The sequence below is a fragment of the Williamsia sp. D3 genome (genome assembly GCF_000506245.1).
GTDB classification, from domain to species: Bacteria; Actinomycetota; Actinomycetes; order Mycobacteriales; family Mycobacteriaceae; genus Williamsia; species Williamsia muralis.
The window spans coordinates 120,141-139,105 of the sequence record NZ_AYTE01000046.1; the positions used below are offsets into that span (position 1 = coordinate 120,141).

The window sequence follows — 18,965 nt, forward strand, 5'->3', positions numbered from 1 at the left end:
TCCTCGGCTCCTTCGGATGTGATCGTGCGTCAGATCAGACTGATCTCTCGGCCTCGCGCAGGATGTTCTTCATAATGGTGCGGTACACCGCGCGATGAGCCGGCAAATGGGCATACCAGTAGACACGTCCCACGATGCCACGCGGATAGAACACCGTGCGCAGTTCGAGTTCGCTGCCAGATTCTGTTGCGGCGATGCGGAATTCGAGCCACGACGTACCCGGCGACCGCATCTGTGACCGTAGCCGCAACGTGTGTTCGGGCTCCACTGTCTCCACGCGCCACCAGTCGAGGTCGTCGCCGGCAGCCGGCGTGCCCTGCTGGCTCGGGCTTGCGGACGATCCGGGTCCACCGACTGCCCGGTCGATCCGTGCGCGCAACTTCCAGGCCGGTGCCGTTCCGTATAAGCCCTTTTCGGTGCCCAGTCCTTCGATCGCCTTCCACACAGCCGCCGCGGTCGCGACGGTGTGGCTGGTGTGGGCATCGACGTACGCCTCTTCACCGGCCCACTTGGGATCTGAGGGAATCGGTTCGGACGGCGCACATGCGGGCGACGCGTTCGACCACGGTGTTTCCACATCGCCGCGACCCACCCGGGCCAGAGCCAATTCGACGGACGTGCGGTACGGGGTCAACCCGCCGACCGGAGGTGCGATGACGTCGTCGATGTCGTGCTCGGAGGCGACCGCGTCGTGTTCGAGCGACTCGACCAGGGGACGGGCGAGACCACCGGGAATCGGGGTGACGGTGCCGACCCAGTTGCTGGCCAGCGACGGTGTCAAGAACGGGATCACGATCATCTTGCGCTTGCGCAGCCCAGCAACCTCGGCGTAGATCTGCATCATGTCGCCGTATTCGAGGACGTCTGGACCACCGATGTCCCATGTGCGCGATTCGGGAACCTTCGCGGTGGCGGCCTCCACCAGGTAGTGCATCACGTCCCTGACTGCAATCGGCTGGATCTTGTTGTGCACCCACTTGGGGGTGGTCATCACCGGCAGACGCTCGGTGAGGTGCCGGATCATCTCGAATGACGCCGACCCCGAACCGATCACCACGCCCGCCTGTAAGACGATGGTCTCGATGCCCGACGCCATCAGGACCTCGCCCACCTCGGTGCGTGAACTCAGGTGCTCGGAGAGTTCGACACCCTCGGGGTGCAGTCCCGAGAGGTAGACGATCCGGGACACCCCAGCCTTGCGTGCGGCCTCGACGACGTTCTCTGCCGACCGACGTTCCTCGGCGCTGAAGTCTTTGGAACCGCCCATCGAATGAACGAGGTGGTAGACCACATCGACATCAGTGAAGGCATTCTCCAGCGACCCTTTGTCGCTCAGGTCGCCCTTGATCACCTTCGCGCTGCCAATCCAGGGAGCGCCCTTCAACTTGTCCGGGGTCCGAGCCAGGACCCGTACGTCGTGGCCACGTTCGATCAGGCGTGGTGCAAGGCGGCCGCCGACGTATCCGGTGGCGCCGGTGACCAGAGCGCTGGGTGTCGAACTGGTGGCGGGCTGCATGAGCGCTCCGATGGTTGGGATTCGGGTTCGTCCCGAGACCGCGATCGTCTCGGTTCAAGAGATGCTGACGACGGAATGCCCAGGTCGAGAGATCTCAAACACGAAGGCGCTCTAGCGCATGGTGACGAGCCGTCGTCTCCCCTGGTCATCGGGGGTGTCGGCGTGTGCGTGATCATTCACCGACATCACGTTGATGCCGGTGCTGCCCACGATGAGCTTGGTGATCGAGGCGTTGACCATGGTGCGGGCGATGACGGGCCAGGTTTGCGAGTCCACACCCCACAACTCCGCGACGACGGCCGCGATCGTGCCCGCCGAGGACGCCGCGAGCGCAACCTGACCGGGGCCCGCGAACGTCGCGATCTCCTTGAGTGCCTCACGGATCGACTCGCGGTACTCGGCATAGGAACCGGCCCCCGTGCTGTGGCCGTCGGCAGCCCAGGCCAGCAGTGCCTTGTCGAGATCGCGCTGGAAATCACGCTGAGCGTCGGCGGCCTCGGCCGACGTGCCCACCGGTGGCATGTCCCGGTTGGTCAGGTGAGTCAGGTCGTATTCGTTCCAGCCCGCGTTCACGACGGGCTCGGGAGCAGTCCCATCCTCGAACTGCGCGACGATCTCCTGCACTGTCTCCAACTGCCGAGCCAGATTTCCCGACGCCGCGAAATCGAGCCGGCCCACGCGTCGCGCGAGATGCTTGCCCACGTTCCGTGCCTGCTCGCGTCCGAGATCGGTCAGGCTCCCGTAACCGTTCTCGTCATGACCGGCCTGACCGTGCCGCACCAAGTAGATGACACCCATGGGCATCATCTTGCCGTGCGGCGGCCCGCCGCCCGGCATCGGTCGCGCCGATGTGCGTCGATCGTCTCTAATGGTGTGTCATGAGCGGTTCTCGAGACTTCCGGTTCGGGGTGAACTTCCTGGCCCGAGGGACGGCCGATGAGTTCCTGGCCCAGGTGCGGCACGCCGAACAGTGCGGTGTGGACGTGGTGCTGCTGCCTGACCATCTCGAACTGGGTGCGCCGTTCCCCATGTTGGTCGCGGCCGCAGCTGCCGCACCGACCGTTCGGGTCGGCAACTTCGTCCTCAACGCGGGCTTCTATCGGCCGGCTCTGCTCGCCCGCGACATCGCCGGTGTCGACCAGTTGACGGGTGGACGCGTGGAGATCGGACTCGGCGCGGGGTACGTCGAGGCGGAGTTCGTAGCAGCGGGTATCCCGTTCGGGTCGCCCGGGCAACGTGTCGACCACATGCGCGACATGGTGATCGAACTGAGACGACTCCTCGGTGACCCGGCTCGCACGCCGCCGCCGGTGCAGACACCACCCCCGATCATGGTCGCCGGCACGGGAAACCGAGTGCTGACGATCGCCGCCCACCATGCGGACATCGTTGCCCTTGCGGGTCTCGCCGACGACGAGGCGCTCGCCGAGCGCGTGGAATACATTCGGCGCCAAGCAGGTCCGAGGTTCGACGACCTCGAATTGAATCTGATCATCTTCGACCTCGCCATCGACCGAGAGCCGGACCTCGACACGTTGCGTCACCACAACCGCGATGCCACCGATGGCGAACTGTTGCGCCAACCCAACGCGTTGCACGGGTCTCACGACGAGGTGGTCACCCGCATCCGGCAACTGCGAGAGCAATTCGGGATCACCTACCTGACGCCGATCGAACCGTCGGCGGCAGATCTGGACGCGTTCGGACGGGTGATCTCAGAACTGCGCCAAGGTCCGGCGGAAGCGAACCCCTAGCGTTCGAGCCAATGGGTGGCGGTCAGTGGCACGGCCTCGCCCACCGACTGGTGGTCGCACCCGAAGCCCACGGTCCAGCGACCGTCGGAGAGTTGGACCGGCCCCAGCATCATCGGTGACGGGAGTTCGCCGAGGAACTCTCCGAGTGCCGCCGGCGAGAGAGCCCACAGCTCGCCGCGAATGGATGTGCCCGACAACTCATCACGGACGAGCCCCGGCTTTGCGGGCTCGGTATCGAGGGCGACGAGCCGGTACGCCTCCGCTGTCGCGGCGTCCCCGGCCCAACGCGCACCTTTGTCGGTGAGCTGACCCATCAGCGGCTGACCGCGCAGATGCGCACCCACCACGAACACCTCGGTGGCCTTGGCGCCCGCCCGTTCGGGCCAGGACCGGCCGGATGCAGGCGATCGGGTACCGATCCGGCCGGCGATGTCGAGCACCACTGCGTCGTCGTAGGCCCGGCCCACCACTGTGACGCCGAATTGTGCTGTCGATCCGTCGCTTTCGGTGACCTCACCCGCCGGGACGGACACCGCGCACAGGTCGAACAGATTGCAAAAGTTGGTGTAGGTCCCCATCGTGGCGTTGACGCGACGGGATCGGCTTCGACCTCGGCCAGTGTCGGATGCATCGGGGCAGTCGGGATCAGCAGCGCCGTCGCGTCGCCGAGCGCCGACATGGCGCGCTCACCCAGCGCCTGCACGCGTCGGCGATCCGACAGCAGGTCGGTGGCGCTGAACCGGTCGGCCGGGCCGATGATCGCGGCGACCGTCGGGTCCACGAGGTCGGAAGGGGATGCCGCGGAGATGAATTCGCCCACCGCGTCATAGCGCTCGGCGACCAGGGCGCCTTCGTACAAGAGCTTGGCCGCAGCCAGGAAGTCCGACAGATCGATCCGTTTGATCCGCACACCCGCGTTCTCGGCGTGTTCCACCGCGGTGTGGAAGGCCTCCTGCCACCGTGCATCGAGAGCGGGCAGCGTGGCCGGCACGGCGACCACCGGACTGTCGGGAGCAGCGAAATGCGTTGACGCCGGCCACGCAGCACCTCCGGCCATCACCCCCATCGCGCGATTGGCGAGGTCCAGATCCGCGGCGAGGATGGTCACACAGTCATAGCTGGCACAGGCCGGCAAAACACCCGCGGTGCTGACCACTCCGATGGTGGGCTTGATGCCGACGATGCCCTGCAGGCCGGCGGGCACCCGTCCCGATCCGGCGGTATCGGTGCCGATGGCGATGTCGGCGAACCCCAGGCAACGGCCACTGCCGAGCCGGAGCTCGAACCCCCGGATATGTGGTCGGGGCGACGTGAATCACGCACAGCACCATAGGGGCTGCGCGTGCCGACCAGGCCGGTCGCGAACTGGTCGAGGTTGGTCTTGCCGATGACCACCGCTCCGGCAGCCCGAAGGGCGGCGACCGCCGCGGCGTCGTGCCCGGGCCGGTATTCATAGCCCGGGCAGGCGGCGGTCGTCGGCAGCCCGGCGACGTCGACGTTGTCCTTGACCGCAACCACCACCCCGGCCAATGCGCCTCCGGCAGCGATGGAGGCAGCGTGGTCTCTTTCGACGTCCGCCTGATCGCGCAGGGTGATGAACACCTCCGGCCGATCGGCCGCGGCGATCTGGGCGTAGATGTCGGCTATGCGTGTCACGCGACTTTCCCTGTCTTCGTGGCGAACTCGCCGCCGTCGGACCAGCGCTTGCGCTCCTCGGCGCGCGCCGTCTCCATCGCTGTCCGTTCGACCTTGATGTCGTCGGCATTGTCGGCGAGGAACTGTTGATGCTCGGCCAGTGAGAACGTGCCGTCGGTGATCTCCACATGTCCTCGGCCAGCGGCCATGTCGGCCCGTAGGTCGAGCAACTCGTCGGCACTGACCGGGTACCAGCTGATCTTGTCGAAGAACCGCAACAGCCACGGGTGCTCGGGTTCGAAACCTGCTGCCTCGAGTGGGTGCCGATGGTTCCACACCTGGGTGGTGCGGCCGACGAACTGGTAGCCGCCGGGACCCTCCATGCCGTAGATGCACATGTAGGCGCCGCCGATGCCGACCGCGTTCTCCGGGGTCCAGGTGCGAGCCGGGTTGTACTTGGTGGTGATCAGACGGTGTCGCGGATCGAGTGGAACGGCAACGGGGGCACCGAGATACACATCGCCCAGGCCGAGTACGAGATACTCGGCGTCGTAGACGATGCGGTACACGTCGTCGACGGATTTCAGCCCGTTCATCCGCCGGATGAACTCGATGTTCCACGGGCACCAGGGCGCGTCGGAGCGCACACCAAGCATGTACCGCTCGATCGCCTCCCGGGTCGCCGGATCGTCCCACGACAGGGGCATGTGCACCGTGCGGCTCGGCACCACCAGCTCAGACGCCGAAGGCAGCTGGGCTTCGCACTCGATGAGCCACTCGAGCAGCACCGATTGCCGCATCACGGTGGCGTCGACCTTGACCTGAAGTGACCGGATGCCGGGTGTGAGCGAGACGAGACCGGCGGGCCGGTCGGCCTCGATCCGTTGTGCAAGGGCATGGACCCGTGCCCGGAGCGCGAGATCGAGTGTCATGTCGCCGTATTCGACGAGGACGTTGTCGTCGCCGCTGCGGCGGTAGGTCACCTCGGTGGTGCCGTCAGCGGTTCGGGTGGATCCGAGCACTCCGTCGTCGAGATCGGTACCGGACGACAGAACGGTGACCATGTTCGAGCGCCGAGCTGTTCCCAGTGCGGCCGAACTCGCCACCTCGGCAACGCGCACCGGTACGAACCGGACGGTGTCGCCCGGTTTGAGCTGACCCATCTTCCAGCGGTCCGCCGTGGTGACGGTGACCGGGCAGACGAAGCCGCCCAGACTCGGCCCATCGGGACCGAGCAGGATCGGGGTGTCACCGGTGAAGTCGAGCGCGCCCACGGAATAGGCGGTGTCGTGGATGTTGGACGGGTGAAGGCCGGCCTCACCGCCGTCGGTGCGTGCCCAGCGTGGCTGCGGTCCGAGCAGGCGGACACCGGTGCGGTCGGAGTTGAAATGCACCTCGTAGGCGGTGTTGTACAGATCCTCGATGTCTTCTTGGGTGAAGAACTCTGGAGCACTGTGTGGTCCGACAGTGACGGCGAGTTGCCAGTTGTTGGTCAACGCAGGCTTCTCGTCGATCAGGATCCGGCGAGGGGACCCAGGCGCTGACGTCTGTGCCCGAGCCAGCGTGTCCCCGTCGGTCAGAGAACGTCCGTCCTTTCCGCCGAATCGCCCGAGTGTGAACGTCGCGCGACTCTCCAGGTACAGCTCCGCGTCGATCCCGCCCGCAACGGCGATGTACATCCGCATCCCGACGCCGCCTGCCGCGCCGACATCGAGGATCTGACCCGCTTTGACCTCGATCGGTGACCACTGCGGTACCACCTCGCCGGCCACCGTCACCGGAACAGGTGCGCCGGTGACCGCGACAACGGTGTCTTCGTCGAACTTTAATTGCGGTCCCAGCAGGGTGCATTCGAGGCCGGGCGCTCCTTCTGCGTTGCCCACCGCGATGTTCGCAAGCCGGAACGACAGATCGTCCATGGGTCCGGACGGCGGTACACCCACCTGCCAGTACCGGATACGGCCCGGCCAATCCTGAATGGTGCTCTGCGGGCCCGCCCGCAGTACCGAGATGCTCGACATCTGTTATGCCTCTGGTCGTGTCACGATGACCCGCACCGAGGTGGGGTCGAATCCGTTGCAGGGGTTGTTGATCTGGGGGCAGTTCGAGATCAGCACCAGGGTGTCGGCTTCGGCGCGCAATGCGACTCGCCGTCCTGGTGCCGACAATCCGTCGACGATGCCGAGCGAGCCGTCGGGATCCACCGGCACATTCATGAAGAAGTTGACGTTGCCAACCATGTCGGCCTTGCCCAGACCATGCGGCGCCCCACCGATCAGGAAGTTCTCCACGCAGGCGTGCTGGTGTTTGGTGTGGTGGCCGTAGCGCAGCGTGTTCGACTCCTGCGAGCACGCACCGCCGAGCGTGTCGTGGTTGCCCACCTCATCGGCGACGATGGTCATCATCGGCGCCGAATCGTGGTCGCGGATCACGGTTCCGGTGGTGAGGAAGATGTTGCCCTGGCCGGCGATGGTGGTCTGGGCGGAGTAGCGGATGGTGTGATCAGCACCGCCGAAGAACAGGGTGTCCACGGCCTGGTTCCCATGCAGATCGACGAGGGTCAGCACATCGCCGGCTTCGACGATGCCTGACCACGGTGCACGTTCGCCGATCTCGTGGTCTAGGATCACCTGTCCGTCGACGAGGGCGAGGTCGCGAGCCGATGCCGTTGTGGCAGAGGTCATCACGGTGTCCTTTCGGAGGGTTTGCGGAAGGGGTTCACGAGGTGCGGGAGGCCGGATTCTAGAAGTGGGCCGCGCCCCACACGTCCTCGGAGTTGAGCACCGCCCGCTGATATTCCGGGTCTGTGTCGAGTAGCGATGCCAACGCGGAGTCGAGATCGCCCGGTGCCTTCCACGCCAAGATCTCCAGTGGCCCCACATCGAAACCGGGGGACGGGTCGAGAGGATGCGCGGTGTTGACGATCGCGACGGTGCAGGGGAGATGCAAGAGCAGGTCCACGTACTTGTCGCGGCCGGCGGAACCCTTCGACGTCAGTGTTCCGTCGGCTTCCACCACGATGCTGTGGAAGAACGACAGGGACGGAACCACGTCGGTGGGGTTCAGTCCGTGCTTCGCCGCCGCCAGCGTGAACATCTCGCGGCCGGCCGGAGACGTCGAATGAACAGCTCCGGCACCATACTTCGCGAGGTTGCCGGCGAGGGTGCTGGTACCGCACAGGGCGTCGTGATGGCCGGAGGTGTCGGCCACGATGGTCGCGAGTGCGCGCCCCTGATCACTGAGCAGCGGGTGACCGGAGCCGAGGTACGCCTGCCAGGGCACCTTGACCGTGTCGGCGACATTGAGCCGCTCCCATGGTGCATCAGAGCGCCACAGGATGATGTGCGCACATCCGGTGCCGGCCACATCACGCAGTCGCAGGCGTGTTCCGCGGGCGAGAACCTTCACCGTGTAGCGCCCACCGGGAACCGTCTCAGCCCAGGTCATGTCGTGCGCGGCGACGTTGTCGGGCAACGGTGTCCACGTCGATGCCGGCACCACCGGCATGGAGTCGGTGATGGTGGCGGCCTGTGCCCGCGCATGTTCGCGGGCCCCTGCGGTGGTGCCGGTCGAACCGGTTGTCGACTCGGTGGACGTTGTCATGACGGAGTTCCTTTTCAGTGAGAGCTGTGCGCGGAGAGCCGGATCAGATGGGCTCTGCCGGTGCGGCGACCTTCACGGGCATCGGATGCTTCTTGCCGTGTGGGAAGCAGGCGATGCCGAGCAGGATGGCCACCGCGATGCAGATCGGGCCCGCCCATTTGAGGATGGGCATCTCGCCGGCCGGGTCGAAGATCTCCGACCGCGGCCACGCCAGGTTCACGACCATGGCGAGCCCGTAGACGACTGCGAGAAGGTTGATGGGAATCCCGAACCGGCCCAGGCTGAACAGTTTCTTGCCCTCGGCGTCGACGGTGGGGGTGCCGTGCGGCCAACCCTTGAGGCGTCGCCACAGCATCGGTCCCGTGACGGACAGGTAGGCGAGGTAGATCAGGATGATGCAGACGCTGGCGAGGGTCGCGAAGATCGCCGAGTTGCCCACGTTGACCACCAGGACGCCGATGCAGAGAACGCCGATCAGGATCGACGGGGCGATCGGGGTGCCGGTTCTGGGGTTGACGTGCGAGAGGATCCGGGATCCGGGAAGCCGGTCGTCGCGGGCCATCGAGAACATCAGCCGGGAGCATGCGGTCTGAATTGCCAGGGTGCAGATGAAGATCGCCACCACGACGTCGCACAGCAGGACCTTGCCCCAGAACGATCCGAGCACGGAGTCGAGGACGTAAGGCAGGCCGCCGACGGCCAGTTCTTCACCGAGGCTCGGTGCTGCCATCAGGGCGCCGAGCAGCATGAGCCCACCGCCGATGGCCGACACGGTCAACGCCAAGCGGATGGTCCGCGGTGCGACGCGTCGCGGGTTCTTGGTCTCCTCGGCGAGCTCGCCTGCGGATCCGAAGCCGACCATCACGTAGGCGGCCATCAAACCGGAGACGATGAAAGCCCAGACATACCCGGGCTGTTCGCCGGGAATGCCGGTGTCGAACACCACGTCGGGGCCGCGCTCGGCATGGGTGAACAGAGCCAAGATCACGGCGATGACACCGACGATCTCGCACGTGACACCGATGCTGTTGACTCGGCTCATCCAGTTGACGCCGATGCAGTTGATGATGGTGGTGATCACCAGCAGGATCGAGCCGAGCAGTACAGCGTTGGACGCGCCGCTGGTGCTGGTGAGGGCAGGGTCGGAGCCGATGAGCTGGAAGCCGGTCCAGATGGACGGCATCACCACCTGCAGCGCAATCGCTGCCGCCGAGGCGGTGACGATCTGGGCGAGGATCATGAACCAGCCGCCGAACCAGCCGATCACCTCGCCGCCCATCCGGCGCGACCATTGGTAGATGGCCCCCGAGATGGGGAAGCGAGCGGCGATCTCGGCGAAGCAGAGCGCTACCAGGAGTTGACCGACGTAAACCGCGGGCCATGTCCAGAAGAATGCCGGACCGCCGAACGAGAACCCGAGTCCGAAGAGCTGGAAGATGGTCGTCAGGATGGAGACAAAGGAAAATCCCGCCGCAAAGGACGCGAATGTTCCCAGCGAACGATGGAGCTGCTGGGTGTAACCGAACGCGGAGAGATCGTCGGAGTCGCCGTTCTTGGTGACGCCGCCGCTCACTGGTGCCGAAGGTGGTTGCGCAGTTGCGGTCATGGGAGATCTTCCTGGTAGTGGGCCCATGAGCCCGGTTTATCTGTCAGGTGATAGATAAACCGTTCGCTATTTCTGTCGAGTGACAGGTTTGTTACCCCGAGGCAAATGAGTGCAACAACTGTGTTTCCGAATGCGCACTGGCCAGGTCAGGTCCGTTTGTCATCCGAGCCGCGCGGCGACGACGGATCCGCTGCGGCGTCTGACAGTAAGGTGCTCTGTGTGAGTTCGGTTTCGGCAGGGCCAGGTCGCCCGAGGTTGGTGGAGCAGCGTCGCCGTGGGGATACCGCACGGGACGAGATCCTCGACGCCGCCGGAGAACTCTTCACCTCTCGCGGATACTCCGGCACGTCCACTCGGATGATCGCAGAGGCGGTCGGCATCCGGCAGGCGTCGCTCTACCACCACTTCAAGACCAAGGACGACATCCTCGAGGCGTTGCTGCAGAACACCGTGGCGCGGGCGCTGGTCACGGCGCAGCAGCTACGAGAGGCCGTCGGCGAGCCGGCGCTCGAACGGCTGCAGTCGCTTGCCAGATTCGACGCCGCTCAGCTCGCAGGTTCGAGGTGGAACCTCGGCGCCCTGTATCTCCTGCCGGAACTGCGCACCGAGCGCTTCGCCGAATTCCGCCAGGCGAGAACAGATCTGGCGCGCATCTACGCAGCGCTGGCGGGGGAGGTGCTCGGTGACCCCGACGATCCGCGCCGCCACCTGCCGTTTCGGCTCGTCGAGTCGGTGATCAGCATGCGTTCCGATGAGATGGCCGGCGCGCTCGGCGCCGACTCCCTGCACGAGATGGTCGACCTCTTGGTCGACACCATCGCACTGCTCTTGAAGTAGTTGCCGCAGCGACGAATTCGCAGGTTCTGTATCCAGGCGCAGGAGTTGCAACGCCTGCGCCGAGACGAAATGCCTGTGTCTGTGGACGGTCGAACGCGCGACGTCGAGTTCAGAGCACCTCACCCGGCAATGCGTCGTGAACCAGGAGTGCGATCTGCACCCTGTTGTTGAACGTCAGCTTCTCCAGGATGTGCGAGATGTGACTCTTGACCGTGGCGATGGACACGAACAACTCTTCGGCGATCGCGGCGTTCGACATCCCGCGCGCGACCGCGATGGCCACGCGCTGCTCGCCGGCGGTCAGCAGATCGAACTGTTCTGTTGCTTTCGTGCGGCGATCGCCGGGGTCGGTGAAGCGCACGATCAACTTGCGGGTGATCGACGGCGACAAGATCGGTTCGCCCGCAACAACTTTGCGCAGAGATGCGATGAGGTCGGCGGGTGGGGTGTCCTTGAGGAGGAAGCCGCTGGCGCCGGCTTGCAACGAACGCAACACCAGGTCGTCGGTGTCGAAGGTGGTCAACATGATCACCTGTGGCGGCTCGGACATCGAACGCAACGCGATGGTAGCCTCGAGCCCGTTGACCTTCGGCATCCGGATGTCCATCAGCACCACGTTGGCGCCGGTCTGCTGTGCAAGCGCCGATACCGTGGATCCGTCGGCGGCTTCGCCGACGATGTCGATGTCCGGCTGCCCCGACAGCATCGTCCGCAGACCCGCACGCACCAGCCACTCGTCGTCCACGAGTAGCAGGCGGATGGGGGATGGGGCCTCGGTGGTCACAGGCTGCCCGCTTCCCATGGCAGGCGAGCGGTCAGCACGAAGTTGCGCTCCACGACGCCATACGACAACTCGCCGCCGGCGAGCGTGACCCGCTCATTGATGCCGACCAGACCCGACTTGGCCCCCGGGATCGGTTCGATGGCCGAATTGGCAGCCATCGACAGTGGTTGGTGGATTCTCACACTCAGCCCATCTCCGGGTCCGCCGCTGATGTGCACGGTCACCGGAACAGCACCCGCGTGTTTACGCGCATTGGTCAAGCCCTCCTGAACAATTCGATAGGCGGCCCGGCTGACCACACCCGGGACGTCGTCGAGGTCGCAGATGTCGATGGTCGCGCGGATCTGACTGCCCGCCTCCTCGGCTTCGCCGAACAGGGTGGGCAACGTGCTCAGCGATCGGGTGGGCTGAGCAAAATCCTCGGAGTCCTCACGCAGCATGGCGATCACGTCACGCAGGTCGACCAGCATCTGATGGACGCCGGCGCGGATCACCCCGGCCGCCCGGCGGATGTCTTCCGGTGGTGCGTCGGGCCTGAACTCGAGCGCGCCGGCATGCACGGACAGCAGGCTCATCCGGTGCGCGAGCACGTCGTGCATCTCGCGTGCGAGCCGTTCGCGTTCGGTGGCCCGCGCATTGGCGATCCGCTCGCGTTGCTCGGCTTCGACGGTTCGCGCACGCTCGGCCAGTGAGATCAGCAGTTGCCGGCGGTTGCGGACCATGGTTCCCCACCCGACCGCCACCGCGGCCATCAGTGCCCAGAACACGAGCACGGCGAGCAGCGACTCCTGCCCTTCCGGGTACAGCCAGCGGTTTGTCATAGCCGCAACAAAGCTGGCCAGGGCCACCGAGACCGCGTAACGCATCGGCTTGTGGACGGCGAGCGAGAACACCGCCAGCAGAGCGACCCCGCCGATGGCCGAGGTGAATCCGGAGGCAACCGTCGCGACGATCGCCAGAGCCAGCGGCCATCGGCGCCGCCACACCATGGCCACGCAACCCGCCACCCCGACCGCAATGTCGACGACGATCATGCCGGAGATGTCGTCCAGACGTGGGCTGATGGCAACGACCCCGATCGCGGCGGCCAGCAGGATCATCAGTACGTCGATCGCGATGTCGCGTTTGCTCCGCCGGCCGATCAACGGGTGGGGATCGGTCTCCAGTTCGGCGCGCACGGCCCCGGGCATCCACGCGCCCCGAGCCGTCAGATCATCCCATCCATCTGTCACAGCAGCCCACCGGTTCGCATCGCCTGATCATGCGCGTCGAGACGACCCCGGGGCATCAGGCAAAAGGCGGAACTTCGGCGGGCGATGAGTTTTGGTTGCGGGCGATGTCTGTTGTGGTGTCCGCTTGATGCACAAAACAACCCTGGATCGGAGTCATCATCATGTCTCGCATGCTGTTCCTCAACACAACCGCCGCCGACATCCCCGCGACACGCAAGTTCTTCGGAGAGCTCGGATTCGAGTTCAACGAGACGTTCAGCGACGAGAACACCCTGTGCCTGGTGATCAACGAACTCACCGTCGCCATGCTGATGACACCCGCCCGGTTCCAGGACTTCATCACCGGAGGCATCGCCGACACCAGCAAAGAACGTGAGGTGCTGATCGCCATCTCCGCCGAGTCCCGTGAGGCCGTGGACACACTCGTCGACAAGGCACTGGAGATCGGTGGCTCCAAGTGGATGGACGCGCAGGATCACGGGTTCATGTACGGCCGTAGCTTCCTCGACCTCGACGGCCACGTCTGGGAGGTCACCTGGATGGATCAGTCCGCCATATCGGGTTAGGACGGCATTCTGGCTAGCTCGGCATCTCTGGCTGAACCGGTTCTTTCTCCGAGGCCGACGGGCCGGGAGGCACGGCAGGTAGTCCGAACCGGGCGAAGTCGGCCTCCATGGTGTCGGAGAAGAAAGCCACCACATGACCGACGCCGTCGGCGGTGATGTCCAGGACCTGCAATTGGAAGGGCCTGTGCACGCCGTCGGCGTCGAGCATGTACAGCCCGAACGCGGGCTGTCCGTTGGCCACCGCCGGCAGCAGCACCATGTCGCCCGCTGCGGTGGCCGGGCAGTTGGAACCGATGAGCGTACCGATGACCTCCGGGCCCTGGTACCAACCGGTGAAGGGCGGCATCTCCCAGATGGCCTTGTCGGTGAACAACGCCACGATGGCGTCGATGTCGTACGCCTCGAAGGCGGCGACCCACTTCTGCAAGAGTTCTCGCTGGGCGGCGTCCCCGGGTTCGACCACAGAATCACGCTCCGGCGCAACCTCTTTGAGCTGGGCTCGGGCGCGCTGGAGGAGACTGTTCACCGTTGCGGTGGTCAGTCCCAGCGTCTCGGCGACCTCGGCAGCACGCCACTGGAGTACATCACGCAGGATCAGGATCGCGCGCTGGCGCTCGGGGAGATGCTGGAGTGCAGCGATGAACGCCAACCGGATGGATTCACGGGAACCGACGACGGCGGCGGGGTCCGCGGTCTCGGACAACGTCTCGTCCGACCCGGCAAACGGCTCGAGCCATGGCACCTCGTGGTCCTCGAGGAGAGCGCCCTGAGGATCCGACGACTCGCCGCCGAGTCCCGAGGGCAGCGGCCGGCGCTGCTTGGACCCGAGAGCGGTGAGGCAGGTGTTGGTGGCGATCTTGTAGAGCCACGTACGCACCGAAGCGCGACCGTCGAACCGGTCGTAACCACGCCAGGCGCGGATGAATGTCTCCTGGAGAAGGTCCTCTGCGTCGTGATGTGAACCCATCATCCGATAGCAATGTGCGAGCAGTTCACGTCGGTACGGTTCGGTGACTTCAAGGAAGTCAGAATCTACCGCGGCCTCGATAGTCATGGGGAAAAGGTTACGGGAGCGGTCTGACAACAACCAGGGTTCTCTCGTGATGGATTGCGCCAGGTTGGGCGGTTTTCGGGTGTCCGGTCGAGCGATGGCCGCCGCTCGTGTAGAGGTTGGGGAATGATTCGAGTCGGCACCTCGGGGTGGGTGTATCCGCCATGGCGAAGAACCTTCTATCCGGAGGGCCTGGCCCAACGCCGCGAACTCGAGTACATCTCCCGGGTTCTGAACTCGGTCGAACTCAACGGGTCCTTCTATTCTCTGCAGCGGCCGACCAGCTACCTGAAGTGGGCGGAGCAGACGCCCGACGACTTCCTTTTCTCGGTGAAGGGCCCGCGCTTTGTCACCCATATGAAGCGGCTCGTCGACGTGGACCAGCCGCTGGCCACCTTCTTCGCGTCGGGCGTACTGGCACTCGGACCCAAACTGGGGCCGATCCTGTGGCAACTGCCGCCCAATCTGCCGTTCGACGCCGAGGCACTCACGGCGTTCGCGCATCTGCTGCCGCGAACCACCACCCAAGCAGCCGAACTCTCCACGGGACACAGTGACCGCATCGCCGACCGGGCCTGGACCACAACCGATGCGGAGCGGCCGATTCGTCACGCCCTCGAGGTGCGGCATCCGAGTTTCATGACACCCGACCTGCCCGACCTGTTGCGCGAGCTCGACATGGCGCTGGTGCTCGCCGACTCGGCGGGCAAGTTCCCCGTGATCGACGAGGTGACATCCGACTTCGTTTACGCCCGTCTGCACGGCGACACCGAGCTCTACACCAGCGGCTACACCGACGAGGCACTCGATTCGTGGGCCGAGCGATTCCGGGCGCGTGCAGTGGACCGCGATGTGTTCGTCTACTTCGACAACGACGCAAAGGTCAGGGCACCGTACGACGCGAAAGGGCTGCTCGACCGCTTGCAGTGACCTGGCTCGGGTAGCGTTGTCGCTGCGCTCAACAAGCGATGGCGCGCCAGGCAACGACTGGGGTGCATGATGATCGAGCGTTTGGACAAGCTGCAGAGGCGGCACCCCGTGTTGGGTTTCGGCATCGCCGTGATCTACAAATACGCGGACGATCAGGGCGGATATCTCGCCGTTCTCATGACGTACTACGCGTTTCTCGCATTGTTCCCCTTGTTGCTGCTCTTGACCACCGGCGTCGGCATAGTGCTCGACGACAATCCCGAGTGGCAGGCGAAGGTACTCGATTCGGCGCTCGGCCAATTCCCGGTGATCGGCCCGCAGCTCGGCGAACCGCAGGAACTCAGCGGTGGCACAGCAGGAATCGTGATCGGCATCCTCGGCGCCCTGTACGGCGCCTCGGGTGTCGGCCAGGCGGCCCAGAACGCGATGAACACCGTGTGGCAGGTGCCGCGTAACAACCGGCCCAACCCGATCTTCTCCCGGTTCCGCAGCCTGCTCCTGCTGACCGTGCTGGCGATGACCTTGGTGGGTACCGCTGTGTTGTCCACCTTCGCCGGATTACCCGGGCCCCTGGGGGCCTTGGAGGGGGTGACCATCGGCCTTCTGGCAGTGGTCATCAACTCGGCGGTGTTCACCATTGCCTACCGCCTCAGTACCAGCAACGACGTGAGCTATCGCGATGTGTTGCCGGGCGCGGTCGCGATGGCGATCGTCTGGCAGCTGTTGCAGACATTCGGAACGGTGTACGTCACCCAGGTGGTGAAGAACGCGAGCACCACCAACAGTGTGTTCGCCGTGGTTCTGGGCCTTCTCGCGTTCTTCTATCTCACCTCCATCGCCGTGGTGTTCACCGCGGAGATCAACGTGGTGAGAGTGCATCACCTCTACCCGAGGGCGTTGCTGACCCCGTTCACCGACGCCGTGGACCTCACCCACGGTGACCGCAAAACATACACCCGTCAGGCAAAGGCCCAGCGAGCCAAGGGTTTCGAACACGTCGATGTCACGTTCCGCAAGGACGACGACACCTGAGACCCGTTCGGCGCTTCTGGCGTCAGATGACCCCGTGCAGCGGTGGTGGTGTGTCGTGCAGCAACGAACGACCGATGTGCTGGTACTTCCACCGCACCGGGTCGTGCAATGTGTGCGTACGCGCGTTGCGCCAGAAGTGATCCAGGCCGAGATCTGCTGCGGCGCTTCGCGTTCCCGACACCTCGAAGAGTGCGCTCGACACCTCGTTGGAGGCCCGGTCGGCAACAATCTTCGCTGTCGCCACCGCAATCGAAGCGGCGGCGGCTCGCTCTGCTGTCGCGTCGGACTCAGCCTCGAACGTGGCGTCCACCGCCTCGCCGGCGCTCTTCAGGGTTGCCTCGGCGGAGATCACCTCCACGGCCAACTCGCCGACGCGTTGAATCACCAACGGGTCGTCGATGGCGCGATCGACACCTGCCTCGAACCAGGGGCGACTGCGGCTGCGGACAAAATCTGTTGCAGCAGAAAGCGCTCCGCGAGCGATGCCGGCGTCGATCGCCACGTGCAGCAGCTGGGCGAACGCGCCGTACCCGGCGGGGGCGCCCACCGCGCGAGCCCGGGCGACCAACTGGTCGCGGCGCAGGGACACTCCTTCGAACGTGATGGTGCCGCTGCCGTGGTGCGCTGGCCGAGTCCGTTCCAGTCATCGACGATGCGGACACCGGCTGCGTCGGCGGGGATGAACGCCACGTACTCGCCTTCCTCGAGCCCCGTCTTGTGGTCGGGGTCGTCGAGCCGTGCCAGCACCGCGAGGGTATGGGCGTACAGCGATCCGGTGCAGTAGTACTTCGAGCCGTCCAGACGGAGTACGCCGCGGTCCGCTCTGACCGTGGTGGTGATGTCGGCGACGGTCTTGCCGCCCCGCTCGGACTGCGCGTTCGCGATCCGGCTTCCGCCCAATACCGCCTCGAAGAGATCGCGCTGTTGTGGTGGATCAGCGGCAAGACGAAGCAGATTCAGATACACGAAGTGGCTGTGCGGGATCTGCGCGATGTTGGGATCGGCTGTTGCAAGGATGCGGACGACCTCGGCGACGATGCTCGGCGGCAGATCTGCACCACCGAAACGGCTCGGAACCGTGATCGCCAGCAGTCCGCTGGCCGACAGCTGATCGATCTCGCGATAGGGCAGTTTGCGGTCGCGATCGCGCGCCACCGCCCCGGTGGCGAAATGTGCTGCCAGGTCGTGAGCCACCGACAGTGCCTGCTCGGCAGTGTCGATGCGAGAGGCGATCGCGGTGCTCACGATGCGCCGACGCCGGCTTCCGCGTCGGCCGCTTCGAGTTCACGAACCAGCGGCAGCACCTTCGCACCGAAGTATTCGATCTCTTCCTGGAAGTGCAGGAACCCGCCGAGGACCAGGTCGACGCCGAGTCGTTTGTAGGCGACGATCCGCTCGGCGACCTGTTCCGGCGTGCCGATCAGCTTGGTCTTGAACCCGTCGTTGTACTGCACGAGGTCCTCGAAGCTCGACTCGGCCCACATGCCCTTGCCGTCCGAGGTGGACGCGCCGGCCTGCTGCACCGAATCCCGGAACCCCTCGACTGCAGGACGATTGGCCTTCTCGATGATCTCCCGGAGGGTGTCCCGGGCCTCGGCCTCGGTGTCGCGGGCGATGATGAACCCGTTCAGCCCGAACTTCACCTCGCGGTCGTGCGCCCTGGCGACCGCACGCAGGTCGTCGACCTGCTCGGTGACACCATCGAAGTCCTTGCCGTTGGAGAAGTACCAGTCGGCGAAGCGTCCGCCATTGCTGCGGGCCGCGGTGGAGTTACCTCCCTGGAACAGTTCGGGATTGGGGCGCTCGGGTGTGTTGAGCGGCTTGGGCTTGAGGGTGAAGTCACGGATCCGGTAGAAGTCGCCACCGTAGTCGACATTGTCCTCGGTCCAGATCTTTCGGATGACCTCAAGGAACTCGGCACTTCTCCGGTAGCGCTCGTCGTGCTCGAGCCAGGGCTCACCCAGCGCCTTGAACTCTCCGGCGAACCATCCCGACACGACGTTGATGGCGAACCGGCCGCCCGACAGGTGGTCGGCGGTGGCCCCGAACTTGGCCAGCACCGCCGGATGCCACAGGCCGGGATGGATGGCTGCGATGACCTTGAGCTTCTCGGTGGCCCCCAACAGCGCAAGGCTGAAAGCTGTTGATTCGTGCTGGAACTCGGCACCGTAGGACGCCATGTACCGCACCTGCGACAGTGCGTACTCGAAGCCGTTGTTCTCGGCGGTCTGTGCGAGCTTCTTGTTGTACTCGAAGTCCCAGCTCGTTCGCTGCTCGATGTCACTGGTCACCAGGCCGCCACTGACGTTGGGGACCCAGTAGGCGAACTTGATCTGATCGGCGATGCTCTCGGTGCTCACGGTTTGCTCCAATGATTTTGCGGGAGGGGACAATCGGCTTGGGTGAAGGCGGTTGGGTG

At 65.2% G+C, this 18,965-nt stretch carries 16 protein-coding genes and 2 pseudogenes; 5 read left to right on the top strand and 13 right to left on the bottom strand.

Going from position 1 to position 18,965, the window contains the following annotated elements:
- Positions 1-34 precede the first annotated feature (34 nt).
- Together W823_RS53080 and W823_RS53085 are read right to left on the bottom strand one after the other, a co-directional pair.
- Entirely contained in the window at positions 35-1,516 is a 1,482-nt protein-coding gene (locus tag W823_RS53080; RefSeq protein ID WP_023962367.1) for an SDR family oxidoreductase, read from the bottom strand.
- Positions 1,517-1,627: 111 nt separating this feature from the next.
- Positions 1,628-2,314: a histidine phosphatase family protein gene (locus W823_RS53085; RefSeq protein WP_031333379.1), complete on the bottom strand. Its 687-nt coding sequence runs from the start codon at positions 2,312-2,314 to the stop codon at positions 1,628-1,630.
- A gap of 80 nt (positions 2,315-2,394) precedes the next feature.
- Here W823_RS53085 and W823_RS53090 point away from each other — a divergent pair, with 80 nt between their 5' ends.
- Positions 2,395-3,270, top strand: a complete 876-nt coding sequence (locus tag W823_RS53090) for a TIGR03621 family F420-dependent LLM class oxidoreductase (protein WP_023962373.1) — start codon at positions 2,395-2,397, stop codon at positions 3,268-3,270.
- Here W823_RS53090 and W823_RS59145 read toward each other — a convergent pair.
- From W823_RS59145 to W823_RS53115, 6 genes and pseudogenes are all read right to left on the bottom strand, one after another.
- On the bottom strand, positions 3,267-3,614 hold the full coding sequence (locus W823_RS59145) for a hypothetical protein (protein WP_235189665.1): 348 nt from the start codon (positions 3,612-3,614) through the stop codon (positions 3,267-3,269). The two genes, W823_RS53090 and W823_RS59145, sit on opposite strands and share 4 nt — an antisense overlap.
- A pseudogene (locus W823_RS59150) lies at positions 3,584-4,926 on the bottom strand (amidase family protein). The gene W823_RS59145 and the pseudogene W823_RS59150 overlap by 31 nt, the downstream one beginning before the upstream one ends.
- Entirely contained in the window at positions 4,923-6,926 is a 2,004-nt protein-coding gene (locus tag W823_RS53100) for a 5-oxoprolinase/urea amidolyase family protein (protein WP_023962381.1), read from the bottom strand. The pseudogene W823_RS59150 and the gene W823_RS53100 overlap by 4 nt, the downstream one beginning before the upstream one ends.
- A gap of 3 nt (positions 6,927-6,929) precedes the next feature.
- Positions 6,930-7,589, bottom strand: coding sequence for an urea amidolyase associated protein UAAP2 (locus tag W823_RS53105; RefSeq protein WP_023962383.1), 660 nt, complete (start codon positions 7,587-7,589; stop codon positions 6,930-6,932).
- Positions 7,590-7,647: 58 nt separating this feature from the next.
- Positions 7,648-8,508 carry an urea amidolyase associated protein UAAP1 gene (locus W823_RS53110; RefSeq protein ID WP_023962385.1) on the bottom strand — a complete coding sequence of 287 codons (861 nt, stop codon included), beginning with the start codon at positions 8,506-8,508 and terminating at the stop codon, positions 7,648-7,650.
- A gap of 43 nt (positions 8,509-8,551) precedes the next feature.
- A complete protein-coding gene (locus tag W823_RS53115; RefSeq protein ID WP_031333382.1) occupies positions 8,552-10,114 on the bottom strand; it encodes an amino acid permease in 1,563 nt (520 codons plus the stop codon).
- 219 nt (positions 10,115-10,333) lie between these two features.
- Here W823_RS53115 and W823_RS53120 point away from each other — a divergent pair, with 219 nt between their 5' ends.
- A complete protein-coding gene (locus W823_RS53120; RefSeq protein ID WP_235189667.1) occupies positions 10,334-10,951 on the top strand; it encodes a TetR/AcrR family transcriptional regulator in 618 nt (205 codons plus the stop codon).
- Between the two features lie 109 nt (positions 10,952-11,060).
- Here W823_RS53120 and W823_RS53125 read toward each other — a convergent pair whose 3' ends face one another.
- Together W823_RS53125 and W823_RS53130 are read right to left on the bottom strand one after the other, a co-directional pair.
- A complete protein-coding gene (locus W823_RS53125; protein WP_023962391.1) occupies positions 11,061-11,735 on the bottom strand; it encodes a response regulator transcription factor in 675 nt (224 codons plus the stop codon).
- Positions 11,732-12,967 (bottom strand): sensor histidine kinase, encoded by a 1,236-nt coding sequence (locus W823_RS53130; RefSeq protein WP_023962393.1) that lies wholly within the window; start codon positions 12,965-12,967, stop codon positions 11,732-11,734. The genes W823_RS53125 and W823_RS53130 overlap by 4 nt, the downstream gene beginning before the upstream one ends.
- A 161-nt stretch (positions 12,968-13,128) precedes the next feature.
- Here W823_RS53130 and W823_RS53135 point away from each other — a divergent pair, with 161 nt between their 5' ends.
- Positions 13,129-13,533 (top strand): VOC family protein, encoded by a 405-nt coding sequence (locus W823_RS53135; RefSeq protein ID WP_031333386.1) that lies wholly within the window; start codon positions 13,129-13,131, stop codon positions 13,531-13,533.
- A 13-nt stretch (positions 13,534-13,546) separates the two neighbouring features.
- Here the strand turns inward: W823_RS53135 and W823_RS53140 are convergent, their stop codons facing one another.
- Positions 13,547-14,587 (bottom strand): sigma-70 family RNA polymerase sigma factor, encoded by a 1,041-nt coding sequence (locus W823_RS53140; RefSeq protein ID WP_023962397.1) that lies wholly within the window; start codon positions 14,585-14,587, stop codon positions 13,547-13,549.
- Between the two features lie 123 nt (positions 14,588-14,710).
- Here W823_RS53140 and W823_RS53145 point away from each other — a divergent pair, with 123 nt between their 5' ends.
- Both W823_RS53145 and W823_RS53150 read left to right on the top strand, forming a co-directional pair.
- Positions 14,711-15,514 (top strand): DUF72 domain-containing protein, encoded by an 804-nt coding sequence (locus W823_RS53145; RefSeq protein ID WP_023962399.1) that lies wholly within the window; start codon positions 14,711-14,713, stop codon positions 15,512-15,514.
- Between the two features lie 69 nt (positions 15,515-15,583).
- A complete protein-coding gene (locus W823_RS53150; RefSeq protein WP_031333389.1) occupies positions 15,584-16,546 on the top strand; it encodes a YihY/virulence factor BrkB family protein in 963 nt (320 codons plus the stop codon).
- A gap of 22 nt (positions 16,547-16,568) precedes the next feature.
- Here W823_RS53150 and W823_RS53155 read toward each other — a convergent pair.
- Together W823_RS53155 and sfnG are read right to left on the bottom strand one after the other, a co-directional pair.
- Positions 16,569-17,794 (bottom strand): annotated as a pseudogene (locus tag W823_RS53155) (SfnB family sulfur acquisition oxidoreductase).
- The gene (gene sfnG, locus W823_RS53160; protein ID WP_031333391.1) at positions 17,788-18,906 is read right to left on the bottom strand and encodes a dimethylsulfone monooxygenase SfnG; all 1,119 of its coding nucleotides are present in this window, start codon (positions 18,904-18,906) and stop codon (positions 17,788-17,790) included. Before sfnG ends, W823_RS53155 begins: the two are co-directional and overlap by 7 nt.
- Positions 18,907-18,965: the final 59 nt, after the last annotated feature.

Coding starts and splice junctions, on each gene's coding strand:
- W823_RS53080 (WP_023962367.1), bottom strand. CDS start 1,516: ATGCAGCCCGCCACCAGTTCGACACCCAGCGCTCTGGTCACCGGCGCC.
- W823_RS53085 (WP_031333379.1), bottom strand. CDS start 2,314: ATGGGTGTCATCTACTTGGTGCGGCACGGTCAGGCCGGTCATGACGAG.
- W823_RS53090 (WP_023962373.1), top strand. CDS start 2,395: ATGAGCGGTTCTCGAGACTTCCGGTTCGGGGTGAACTTCCTGGCCCGA.
- W823_RS53100 (WP_023962381.1), bottom strand. CDS start 6,926: ATGTCGAGCATCTCGGTACTGCGGGCGGGCCCGCAGAGCACCATTCAG.
- W823_RS53105 (WP_023962383.1), bottom strand. CDS start 7,589: ATGACCTCTGCCACAACGGCATCGGCTCGCGACCTCGCCCTCGTCGAC.
- W823_RS53110 (WP_023962385.1), bottom strand. CDS start 8,508: ATGACAACGTCCACCGAGTCGACAACCGGTTCGACCGGCACCACCGCA.
- W823_RS53115 (WP_031333382.1), bottom strand. CDS start 10,114: ATGACCGCAACTGCGCAACCACCTTCGGCACCAGTGAGCGGCGGCGTC.
- W823_RS53135 (WP_031333386.1), top strand. CDS start 13,129: ATGTCTCGCATGCTGTTCCTCAACACAACCGCCGCCGACATCCCCGCG.
- W823_RS53140 (WP_023962397.1), bottom strand. CDS start 14,587: ATGACTATCGAGGCCGCGGTAGATTCTGACTTCCTTGAAGTCACCGAA.
- W823_RS53145 (WP_023962399.1), top strand. CDS start 14,711: ATGATTCGAGTCGGCACCTCGGGGTGGGTGTATCCGCCATGGCGAAGA.
- W823_RS53150 (WP_031333389.1), top strand. CDS start 15,584: ATGATCGAGCGTTTGGACAAGCTGCAGAGGCGGCACCCCGTGTTGGGT.